General features: G+C 52.3%; 10 protein-coding genes. All 10 read right to left on the bottom strand.

The window, feature by feature from the left end:
- Positions 1-98 precede the first annotated feature (98 nt).
- Positions 99-1,934, bottom strand: coding sequence for a HEAT repeat domain-containing protein (locus tag NST44_RS20315; RefSeq protein WP_213615661.1), 1,836 nt, complete (start codon positions 1,932-1,934; stop codon positions 99-101).
- 59 nt (positions 1,935-1,993) lie between these two features.
- Positions 1,994-3,430 carry an SWIM zinc finger family protein gene (locus NST44_RS20310; RefSeq protein WP_007128103.1) on the bottom strand — a complete coding sequence of 479 codons (1,437 nt, stop codon included), beginning with the start codon at positions 3,428-3,430 and terminating at the stop codon, positions 1,994-1,996.
- Positions 3,431-4,403: 973 nt separating this feature from the next.
- Complete coding sequence (locus tag NST44_RS20305) at positions 4,404-5,597, bottom strand: phosphopentomutase (protein ID WP_007128104.1); 1,194 nt, start codon at positions 5,595-5,597, stop codon at positions 4,404-4,406.
- 1 nt (position 5,598) lies between these two features.
- Positions 5,599-6,762: an alanine racemase gene (locus NST44_RS20300; RefSeq protein ID WP_007128105.1), complete on the bottom strand. Its 1,164-nt coding sequence runs from the start codon at positions 6,760-6,762 to the stop codon at positions 5,599-5,601.
- A gap of 4 nt (positions 6,763-6,766) precedes the next feature.
- Entirely contained in the window at positions 6,767-7,873 is a 1,107-nt protein-coding gene (locus NST44_RS20295) for an aminotransferase class V-fold PLP-dependent enzyme (RefSeq protein WP_213615663.1), read from the bottom strand.
- Entirely contained in the window at positions 7,870-8,802 is a 933-nt protein-coding gene (locus tag NST44_RS20290) for a phosphotriesterase family protein (protein ID WP_007128107.1), read from the bottom strand. The genes NST44_RS20295 and NST44_RS20290 overlap by 4 nt, the downstream gene beginning before the upstream one ends.
- 12 nt (positions 8,803-8,814) lie before the next feature.
- On the bottom strand, positions 8,815-10,110 hold the full coding sequence (locus NST44_RS20285) for a YhfT family protein (RefSeq protein ID WP_213615665.1): 1,296 nt from the start codon (positions 10,108-10,110) through the stop codon (positions 8,815-8,817).
- Positions 10,111-10,141: 31 nt separating this feature from the next.
- Positions 10,142-10,498 carry a DUF2620 domain-containing protein gene (locus NST44_RS20280; protein ID WP_213615667.1) on the bottom strand — a complete coding sequence of 119 codons (357 nt, stop codon included), beginning with the start codon at positions 10,496-10,498 and terminating at the stop codon, positions 10,142-10,144.
- A gap of 26 nt (positions 10,499-10,524) precedes the next feature.
- Positions 10,525-10,869: a PRD domain-containing protein gene (locus NST44_RS20275; protein ID WP_210094846.1), complete on the bottom strand. Its 345-nt coding sequence runs from the start codon at positions 10,867-10,869 to the stop codon at positions 10,525-10,527.
- An 18-nt stretch (positions 10,870-10,887) separates the two neighbouring features.
- Entirely contained in the window at positions 10,888-11,805 is a 918-nt protein-coding gene (gene yhfZ / locus NST44_RS20270; protein WP_007128111.1) for a GntR family transcriptional regulator YhfZ, read from the bottom strand.
- Positions 11,806-11,933 lie beyond the last annotated feature (128 nt).

Below are 11,933 nucleotides of genomic sequence, written 5' to 3'. Positions count from 1 at the left end.
TTGGTTAAAGGACTTGCACTCCAATGCTGCCTTTTTCAATTCGGCAACGACCTTACGGGCCAGTCCGTAGCAGATCGGTCATGTCTTACATACGCCGGTTATACCGAAGCAGCCCTGCGGCGGAGCGCATGAATAATCTCTTCAAGCTTTTCCTTCAAGCTGTCGTACCGGACGTCCTTAATCAGAGCCTCTAAACGGTCCGCACTCTCCGAAGCGAGATGATCGGGGACGCGAAGCAGCCGCTCGCTCTCCTCCTCATACATGCTGTACGTGCGTTTCCAGTCTTTACGCTCCATCCATTTCATAAGGAGCTCATATTTCGTGTCCTCGTCCGCGTCGCATGCATCAAGCGAAGTGAAAATATAATGAGCGTCATGATGGTTTGCTTTCTCCATTGTACGCTCAATATACGGCAGCAGCCTCGAATTACCGGGAGCGGCCAGCGCGGATACCAGCTGCAGATCGTCGCGCTCGATGAGCCAATCGAGCCAGCGCGGATCCCATTCCGCCTCGATCTGATCCTGCGGCAGCCGGATGCGGACATACCCTTGGTAAGCATATAATTCATCTCTAAGCGTATCCAGCAGCGCTTTTTGGGCCCGCTGGGATTTTTTCGATACCACGGTCTTAAGTCGTCCCCAACCGGAACCAACGTACTGATCATACAGTTCAGCTGGCGTTAGCCTCCGCTTTGACGCATGGAAGGCGTAGGGCAAATAAATCGGGTCCTGTTCCTCCAGACGCTTAAGCACGTCAAGCGCCTCATCTGTATCCGTACTTTCAAGGTAGGTTGCAGCGTGCCTCAGGATGCGAATGCAGTCCCCACCATGGAGCCTTCCCAGCGCAGGGTAAGCCGACTGGTTCCCCGCCAGATCCAGGTACAGACGCTCAAGCTCGGGATGGCGCGCATATTCGAACGCGGTCAGGAACGGCTCCAGCGCGCTCCACTGCTTTTCTTTCGCCTTCTTATCCACCTCGCCTGCGTCTTCCTTCCGAAGCAGCTCCTCGAACAGCGGCAGCAGCATATCGATCATTTCGGCGGAGGGTGCATAGCCGATCGCTTCGGCTGCAAGCAAAGCATCCTTCCCTTTGAACGTATCGTACAGCCGCTCCCTAGCTGCTTCCGAGTTACGGACCGCCAGCGCCCTGTATGCGCCTTCCCGGACTGCCTTTTTCTTGTCATGTGACCACTCCAGCAGCCGAGCTTCATAAGCCGGATGCGGGCCCAGGCAGGCGATGGCCGCAGAACGAACTTTATCAGCCCCTTCTTCGGCCGCATGGACAAGTCGTTCCAGTGACCGGGCATCTTCCGGATCAACGCCAAGCTCCCTTACAACCTGCAAGCGCCGTTCTTCCTCACGCCCGCCCTGAATATCCATCTCAGACAGCAAGTATGGCACGATGGAGCGGCCGTAGCTCGGCAGAATGTTGCGTGCGGCGAAGTCCGCGATTTCCGAATACGAGTCGCTGAGTGCCTTCATGGCAAAAGGGAACAGCCGCAAATCACGAAACAGCCCCTGCTCGTACGCCGACGTCACAATTTCATAGCGGCCTCCCCCTGATTCAGACAATGCGTTTTGTACCTCCGCTAACTGACGGTACGAATGCATTGTCGTCAGCTCAGGCAGCTCGTTATCCTTCTCCCGTTCTGTTACAACCTGTGCTTCTGCTGCCGTGGCTCCCTGCGTCGATAGCACTGAATTCAGCAACAGCGATACGTCTTGAAGGCGGACCGCTCTCGCTTCCGGGTCTGAAGGGCCCGTCAGTGCTGCCACGCCTTCGGCCAGCTTTTTGAATACAGGAGCCCGTTCTCCTAGCTGGGCCAGCTTCGGCTCCAGCCGTTTAAGGCGGAAATCCTCAGCCGCCAGGTCACTGCCTGCTATATATAGGCGGCGCAGCTCGCCTTGAAGTTCCTGCAATAAAGTCGTGCTCATTGGTTTCTCCTCCCGCTTTCCCCGATTTCCTATTGTTTCGAGATTCTGATCGCAGACGATTAGTACAGCAGCCGGGCAACCCGGTCCCCTTGCAGTATCGTCAGCGGCTGGGCGATAAGCCGGCCTGTGTCCATCCGGTGCTCAAACATCGCAAGCACACAGCAATCGACCAGCAGCGACGAATCGACCAGCGACAGAAGCTGCGTCGAGGCCTGAGGCAGCCGGTACACGTCGCCGAGCTGGAGCGTATTACCCGCGGAGTCCACCAGCGTGAATCCGCCGTCTTCCGTAGACGCTATCTGAGATACCTTCATCAGTACGACCGGCGATCGGTCGGCCAGCGGATCCTTGAGTTGGTTTTTAACGGCCTTGACCGCTTCGGGAATCGATGTCCAGGCCGCGGCGCATGCAGCTTCCAGGTCGGCGTTTTCCATCGTGCGAGGCAGAATCCCCTCAAAACGCACCCTTGCGTTCATGCCGCCGGGATAACGATAAAGCTCGGCGATTTTCGCAACGTCGAAGAAGCTGTCTTCCTCCTTCATGAACTTTACCGCTTTGAACGGCCGATACTGCACCGTACGGTGAATGCGATCGCTGCCGAGCTCCAGCCAGAAACCGGTGTCCACGAATTCTCGCCGCGCTTCATCCTTGTAGCTGTAGAAAGCGAGCTGAAGCAGCTCGACGTTTTCGCTCACCCTTCCGGCTTCCTTCAATTCGGCCAACTGCCAGGCGTGTCCCAGCCATTCCTCGATGGTTGACTCCGTATCCGGCTTCAGGTCCGGGTCCTCTTGTTTGGCCAGCAGGTATGCCCTGCCCTTCTTGATAAAAGCGTGCAGCAGCGTTAACTGCTCCGCCGCATATGTATAACTGATTTCGCGGTCGTTCTCTTCCAGCAGCAGGGCGAGCCGGCGCAGCTCATTCTCCGCTCCGGTCAAGTAGCTGCTGCCAAGCCGTTTGGCGTGCTCATTCAGGCTCTTGACCGTCCGGGCGTCCGTAGTTCCTAGACCTCCGCGCACCAGCGAGAGCACAAGCTTCTCCAATTCGCCCAACGCCTCAAGCTGCTTGGCGATCTTCTTCTTTAGCGCACTTTTGTTGACTTTCTTCGGCTTGTCGGTCAGTTCCCCGCTTTCTCGTTTAGCCTTGTTTTCCTCCCGCTTCTCCGCTTTTTCCCGCTTGGACGCAATGTCCTCCGGTACTGCTCCCTTCTCAAAGCTTATACCGTCTGCATAAGCGTACATTAAGCCAAGGGCATGCTTGCACGGAAATTGCCGGCTCGGGCAGCTGCATCGCGCGACTGGATTGTCCGGCGTGATAAAATCAACGGAGCATACGTAATTGGATTTCCCGCTGCCCAAGCACTCCCCGAATAGCAGGTCTTCATCCTCGGATACGTTGAGCTTTATAAACTTGCTCTTTTGTACAAGTCCCCGTCCGTTTTTGGCTGCGGCCGCATTCGGAGCGAGTGAATCGATATAAGATGTTGTCAATTGAAGCAAATGAAACGTCTCCTTCCCTCTGATTCCTCTTCAAAGAATATTGAGCTTTGCATAATTGTATGAACGCAAGAAATTCTCGTTAGCAATTAAAAAAGCTATCCGATTCTCCAATTTCATAGACAACGAAATAATGCAAATTCTGCTCCTGAACACGATTGCGTTATATAAACCAGCACTATGAAAAGAAGCTGTTTTCGCGAATATATGTAGTGCGCCCGTGCATCTTATGTACTTCCGTAGATATTCCTCTATTGAAGCAGTTGCGAGAATATAATCGTCCGCAAATAGCGGAATGGATTGATTAGCTTAAGAAAAATCTTGATCTCATTCATGCAGAACTAGCGCCGAGTTCCCAACCATACTAACGGTCAAATCTACAAAAAAACATGAGTTCGCGCTGGCTCTATCTATGCACATCTGTTTGTTCCGCATTCGATGGCTTGGTTTCTTATTTCAGTAACCCAAAATCCAAACGCTCAAATAAATCAATCATTCATTAATTTGCGGGATAGCCGCATCACGCAGCCAACCTGCTGCAATCACATCCCTTCTGCTTCATTGCCAGTATTAATCCATATTCATCCATTATATCAAATATTGATCTACTGCAGGTAACCGATCATTGAGGATGCCGAGCACTCCCAGATACTCTCTGCCGAACCCGGAATTAACCTCTTCCCTTCCCATCTAAAAGGCAGCTTCTCACGCACATATTTAAGGGAGCATCATAGCTTTTAACCTGACTAGGTGGTGCCCACAAAACACAAAAATGCTTCCGAGAGGAAGCATTTTGTGTAATAACTGAGCTTGGTGTTGTTATTGAAAAATTCCCACTGCCAATATCGAGCTTTCAGATCGCTTCGCAGAAGGGTGGATCGGCGACGATGGCCTTCCTTACCGGGTGCCTCTACCGGCGCGCCGTGTTATGATTACTGCTGCACGATGCTCAGCGTCGACGCTCGCAGGACCAAGCTTACCGTTTAAGGATCAATGGCAAAAAGCTGGTCCCGTATTCGGGAGCTCCGATCCCGACATATTCCGCCATCGTGGCTGCAATATCCGCCATCGTACTCCGTTCACCGATGAATACCGGCTTAATTTGCTGGCCGACGATCAGAATCGGCGTCTGCTCCCGCGTATGGTTGGAGTGACCGATCGTCGGATCATTGCCGTGATCGGCCGTAATGATGAGCATATCATCCTCTCCCATCTCAGGTATGAAGGTATCCAGGAACCGGTCCGATGCTTCCAGCACTTCCTTATACCATTGGCAATCCTCTTTGTGACCGGCAAGATCGGTCTCCTGAACATTAACGAGGAAGATGGCATTTTCCTCGGCCTCCACATACTTCCGGCGATAGGTTGCCAGGACGTCTTTCGTCTCCACAACCGGATCGTTGAAACCGTTGGCCGAAATGACGTCCGCCGTTTTTCCGATGCGATAAACAGGCAGCCCGCTTCTCTCGGCCATATAAGCGAATTGTTTTTCAAACTCTACCCCATAGCCGAGATGCACCACTTGGTAACCTTCGCCGTAAACATTGGCCTTGGGCGCGTCCACCCCCCATTGGCCCGGGTGTTTTTCCCTCACGGCCGATAAAATCGTGTCGATATCTGTCTTTATATTACCAAATACGATCACCCGGCTTGTGTCCACATGGGCACGAACGACTTTTCCGATCTTCACGACCTCATCAAACGGCAGCTTATTCAAATCTCCAACAACATTGATAATGTTGCCGAGCTGGGATTCCAGGTTATCGCCCACAACGACCGCGCCTTCCACGAGCAGAACCGTTGCACCCGCAACGGGGAGCTCCACTCGATACCCGGCTGCCTCAAGAGCAGACCTGATTCTTGGTCCGATCTCTGACATTAGACGTTTGGCCGGCATTCCGGGCTTGCTGCCCATCAGCTCCTGATGCCCCATGAAGGTATCGGCCCCATAATGAGCCAGATTGCTCCGTCCATAGGCCCCGAGCGGCTCGCCGGTATCGTCAACCAGCTTGCCAAGCCCTAAACGGTACAGAACCGGAATCGCAAGCGGCACCGTTTCCCGAATATGGTTGTACGTATGGGCATCCACATCCTCCGGCTTAAGCGTCCGGCAATCCTTCATTGCGCCAATACCGAATCCATCGAGTACGAGTAAGGATATTTTTCCCATGTTACATCCCTCTTTTCTGGAAATGAACCAATTCCGGCTTAAGGCTGTTCACTCCTCTTACAAAAGCGACATGAGCTCTGGTTACGAAAATTTGCGTACGGAACGCATAGATCACGGTATCGCCGACCATCATCGGCTGCTCCCGCTCCAAGCATCCGTAGTAATCGATATTTTCCGCAGAGTACTGACTGACCTTCGCCTTCTGGGAAGTCACGTCGCGCGAGGTCGAACCGTAAAGCGCCTGATGCATATGCGACCGCGGATAAAATCCGCCGGCAATCGTATAGGCGTACTCATCGTCCATATGAGAAATCTCCGATACATATACAATGCTCGGTATTTCGACAAGCCGATCGTTGTATGCATGCAGCGGGGTCGTGCCTGTCAGTGCATGGCCGGGCTCGCCATGCGTGACGCCATGGCGTTTCAACAGCGGGATGGTGTGACAGCTGGTCGCACTTGGAGCATTCACTTGCTGAATCTCTATGCCGTGCATCCGAAGGGTCTCCACAGCGGTCAGCAGCGTCTCCAGATTCGGCGTAATGTCAAAATCCGTGTTCTCGGCGTTGATCTGAAGCACGGGAAAGCTGGTCGCCCCCACGATTCGGATTCCCCGCAGCTTCCTCAGCTCCGGCAGGAGCCGCTCAAGCTCATGGAGCAAAAATCCGCCGAACTGACCGGGGAATATTGCATCGCCGGGACGGATGACTCTCAGAATAACATCTTGTACATGTCCAAGTGCCACAGCGGCTTCCGACAATTGGACCGCCCGTTCCAGAGAAAACAAGGTTACCACTTCGGGCTTGATCTCACGCAGCACATCCGCCCATTGGCTTTTGCTCGGCTGTACGATATGCCCGATATTGCCAATGCAGCACCCGGCTTCGGCCAGGGCATAAGCCTCATCGATGTCCACCGCCACCGCTTGCCTGATTCCGCATTGCTCGATCAGCTTACCGGCATAACCGCTGCGGCCAATTTGTTTGGTCATGTAATAGAGCTTCATGTCATACTGTTCCGCCATTTCAGACAGAGCGCGGGCGTTATGCATGAGTCCATCCGCATCGATCACATACGTATTGGCCGGTATCTCCCCCCTCTGGTGAAGGATCGCCGCCGCACGGATCAACCCCTCATTCCGTTGTAAAGTCATATCTACAAACATGCAGTTACCCCCTAAATTCCTGCAGAACATTTTCTAAGATGCGGATAACCGTATCTGCCGATGCTTTCATCGGGTTGATGCGAAGACCGTATTCTTTGAGCTTGGGCTCACTCTCCAGAAAGCTTCCCGATACCCGGTATATCATCGGCACCAGCTCAAAGCGCGATTCCGCCCCTACCGGATAAGTGGCCGCTCCATAATAGGATGCGCGTTCGATAACCGCCGACGCAATCGGCTGCTCCAGTTCAACAATGACATTCTTGGACTGCGAATTCGTGATATACCCTTCCTTGATGCCTGACACTTCTCCTGAAGCCAAACGTCGGCACAGTTTCTCCACCTGCTCGTTTTGAATTGCCAGCATGACGGGGGCAAACACCATGCTGCGCAGCAGCTCATGCGCTTCGTAACCTTGTACTTGGCCTCCGCCGGAGTAGTTGCGCTCGTGCAGCTTCTCGATCCCTTCCCGCTTGCCGATGATCACGCCGATCCCTTGGGGACCCATCAGCTTAAATCCGGAGAATGTAGAATAGTCAGCCCCATATTCCGAACCGATTCCAAGCATTTTCATCGCGCAGTAGTTATCATCGACCACGATCGGCAAATCGGGACGCTTCCGTTTAACTAGCGCGATCAGGTCTTGGAGAAGATACGTATCCGCAGGCTGCTGCCGCGCATGCTGTACATAAAACACCTTGGAAGTCCGATCGTTCTCGAGCAGCTTCGCCACGGCATCCATGTCATTAAAGTCGGCTTGGGACTGCCGCAGTCCCATTAAACGAAAGGTTTCCTTGGTCGTGGTATACATCGGTGCGGTGTGTACGATAACCGAATCTCCTGGTTCGACCAGCACGCTTAAAATTCCCCGGATCGCTCCGGTACCGCTGCCCCGCACCAGCGCGCAATGCTCGCCTCCAAACGTACGGGCAAGCACCCTCTCGACGCGGGCCGTAACAAGCGGCCTGTGGAACTCCGGATGCAGCCCCACATCGCCGACTTGGAAAAATTCGTTGTTCGCAAACTCTCTCGTAATTTCATCGATCAATGTAAACTGCAGCTGCTGAGCTTGCTCCATCGTGCGGTTTTTCAATACCGATTGTTCATATTTCATGCTGACATGTCACCCGCCTTTCGAATACTGAAAGCCCGCTGCGGATTGCCCACCAGCAATTTGTTGATCACTTCATCCGTGATTCCCCGCCCGCGCAAGGCAGGCACGAAAGACCTTAACACCACGTCATAGCCCTGTCCGCCGAACGCGCGCAGATGCGATTTACGCGTCAGATCCGTGGACAATAGGAGCTGGTCCTCATATCCGTGCTCGATAAACTTCAATAAGGATTCCAAGCGGGCGTTGTCACTCCGGTAGTTTTCCTTGCCGATCGTATCCATTGCAACGTAAACGCCTGCCTTCAGCACCTCGAGCACCACTTCATCCTGCTCGTTCAGATCCTGATGGCCAATAATTACTTGATCCAGCGGCATTTCTTCCGCAGAAAACAGCTCGATCTGCTCCAAAGCACAGGTCCCCAGCGTTGTATGCGTAGATAACGGAAGCCCTGTTTCCTTTGCCGCAGCGACCGCTCCGTGGAACAGCTCCGTCTCGATCGGTTTGAATTCGTTTAGGCTGCTGCCGATCTCGCCGATCACCCCTGGCTTAATTCCCGTATCCGCGATGCCGGATCGAATCTCTCGAATCATCCACTCGGCGAATTGATCCCGGTTCCAGCGCAGCTTATCATCAGGAATGAAAGGGTCTTTATAACAGCCCGTGCTCGCAACAATATGAATATTGGAGGCTTTACTGATCTCGGCAAGCTTTCGCGGATTTCGTCCCATTCCGTCATTGGTAACCTCGATGATGGCCCGGCCGCCATAGGCATAAAAGCTCTTCAGATCATCCAAGACAAGCCCCGTATCTTGCAGGCAGGTATCTTCATTCTTCTTAATACGGCTCAGATCCACGTATAGATGCTCGTGACAGGCGCATACGCCAAGCTTCTCCGGTTGTATGGGCCCAAGTACGGTCTGGATGTACATTTCTCTCTCTCCTTACTGTGGTGGTGTATACAATCCAAGCAGAACCAGTATGTTCCCTAGGATACCGACAGCGATAGCTCCCACAGGACCTACGGCCATCCGAACGATCGGACGTCCCGCCGCCTCATTCAACAGATAGAAGCCGGCAATCCCAAAGTAACCGAGCCCCGGCACGATGGCATTGGCTGCATTCGCTCCCCCGATCAGAAGCGCGACCTCAAGAACGCGGGTCATCGAAGTCCGGATGCTTTCACCCGAGGCGCGGATGCCCGGGTACCGATCCAGAAATTTGGCCATTTTGGACAATAACTGAATTTCCAGGAAGATGACAAGGGCGCCGAGCAGCGCTGCAACGAGCGGATTCGGAGAAAATATCCCCACTCCGAATACGAACGTAAACCCGACTGGGCCGAATACGCCGGTAGCGATCGCCGTACTGGCGATCAGCGGGACAAATCCAATGGCTTTGGCCAGGGAGGCAATGCCGCCTTCCGAGATTTTTCCGTCAGCCAGCAGGCTCAGCGAGATCGGATCGCCGGCAATTAACAGAAGATTGGTGGCTGCCGCGGCTAAACCGCCGCTGATCATGACGATCCACGAAAACTTTTTAATGCGCGTCACGCGATCCGTAAACATGGAGGCAAGTGTTGAAAGGCTCTGATCCTCGGATTTTTCCTTCATCGCAAACGTGATAAGAAACGCCATGCCCACGATCAACGCGATGCCTTCCGGACTCAAAACAACCGGCGTGCCTTCAATTTGAATAAGTCCTTTTGTGTTGCTGAAAACAACGAGCTGTCTGGCCAATGCAGCCACCAGAAAAGCAATGACGCCTTTTTTGATCGAAAATTGAAGCGCGATGGCCAGGGCGGGAAATACCATAAAGGATACAACGACGGGCTCGCCAATTTTGTTGAATCCGTCAATAAAATTAAGCGGAAGCATTTCAAACGCTTTCACAACTGCCTGAAGCCCGAAGTAGATACCCGCGCCATATACGCCCCCTAGCGCTCCGGCAGCAGCTGTGCTCAATTTGCCTCGTTTAAAAGACAACCCGATGATATCGGTCCCGAGTAGAATGCTATGGATAAGCAAAATGCTTCCTGATATCGAAATGGGGATCCCGTAACCGATCACAAGCCCGAAGCTCATGGCAAAAGCGGTGACGCCCAGCTCCTTCCGGCTCATCCGCCCTTCCAGATTCTCAGGGACGATCGGTCTAAGACCGTCATTAAATACGGCGATCCCCAAGTTGGCCATAATTGCAGTCACGATCCCTAGCCCGATTAACAACAAAGCTTCCAGCATAAGATGTCCCCCTAATCATTTGACGTAACGCTTACTTGGTAAGTGCTTTCATAAGAAATTCTACTGCCTTCTCTTTGTGGTCTCCGGTAAAGCCGAATGCCTTAGCGCCTTGCGCGACGGCCTGATCGACTTTCTCTTGTGTCGGCGGCTGTCCCGGCATGGAAATCGTAGCACAATTCGACTTGCCTACCATCGCGATGGCCATGGCCAATGCTCCGCCCCCTCCGGTATAGCAAGCGCCCACGTAGTAATCGGCTTGTCCCATCTTCAGAGCCATTGCAGCTTCCAGATCCGATTTAACGGTTACTTCCACATCGGCTCTGCCATGCTGTTTGACCAAAGCTTCAATTTCTTTCTTTTCCACTTGCCCGCCAATCACGATTTTCATGACAATTCTCCTCTTTTCGTTTGTTTTTAGATTTCTGAAGCGTTAACGAAATGCATGATCAGGTACTGTCTTTCCTCATCCGGAAGCTTGCCGTCCATTTGGGACTCGATCCACTTTACGTTTTCTGCAGCTTGGGCAAAATGAGGAGAGCGTCTGATTTCCTGCATGATCTCCTCAGGCGGAGCGTTTAGCTCCTCGCTGCGCTCGATCCGGGTAACGGCCATCCCCAGATGAGTCACCAGCTTTTTGTATTTCTTCTCATTGTCCGGCTGTACGAATCTTTCAATCGTTGCCTCGCACAGCTTCATGGCGCCAGGTGTAATCGTGTTGGTAGAAAATAAAATATCCAGTCGTTCTCTCAAAGCACTCACGCTTCTCCACACTCCCTGTCAGTATTTAGGAATGAGCACGCCACGCTCCACCTGCTTCTGGATTTGCATGACATGATCGGTTGATATCTGATCGAACATAAACTCCATTTTCTTATTGTTTTTGTTTACGACGCATACAGCCTGACTCATTTCCTTGTCCATTTCCAACGCTTCCTTGGAGGACAGCTCGGACAAATAGAATGAACCGTTGTCGATTTCATCCACATTCCATACCATTGCGTCGATCGACTTGGCTTTTAAATGCTCCAGCAAATGCATATAGTTCAGGTTGATCAGCTCGACATCCTTGCCCTTAACTTCAAGATTCGTTAATACTTGTTGGTCAATAGAGTAACTGTCGATTCCGATTTTCATCCCGTCTTGGATCCCGCTTGTTTCCTCCGCAAAAACTACCGCATGACGCGAAACGTATGAACCGCTTCCGAATTCCTTTACAATCACGAGTTCTTCGGATTTGCGGATCGCCGTCATTGCGGCATATTTGGAAACAAGTGCGAAATCATATCGACCATCAATGACATTGTCCAGACGAACGGTCGCACCGCGCATAAAGGCACAGTGCAGAGGGATGCCGATTTTTTCGAAGCTTGCGTGCATTGCCGTTGCCAATCCCTCGTATTTACGGGAGTAAGGAAGCGGCATAACGCCGATGATACTGCTCACCCCGCAGCATTGAAGCAGCAGGTCCATGTTCTTATTTCGGAGAAAGGTGCCTAGATGCCCTCTGGACTCGAGCGAAATACATTGGCTTTCCTCCATTTTTTTCAAAACATTTTGAATCGTGCCGCGGCCAACGCCGTATTTACCCGACAGCTCCTCAATTCGGGGAATACGGGAATCCAGTTCAATAAAGAGAAGCTCTTCCGCTAGGTTTTTTAAAACCACGCTGCTTTTGGAGTTCAATCCTTGAATCACGTTACCCGGTTCACCTCCTCAATATACAATATTCTGTATTTTGTATTTGATGACATCATATCATCGTGCTACAGGGACTTCAATACTTTTTTCTGAATTTAAGTCAACTTATTTCACATCGTTATCGG

The organism is Paenibacillus sp. FSL W8-0919 (assembly GCF_038003785.1).
Taxonomy (GTDB): domain Bacteria; phylum Bacillota; class Bacilli; order Paenibacillales; family Paenibacillaceae; genus Paenibacillus_AQ; species Paenibacillus_AQ lactis.
The sequence above is the reverse complement of the archived record's forward strand: the minus strand, read 5'-3'. Positions and strand labels throughout refer to the sequence as shown.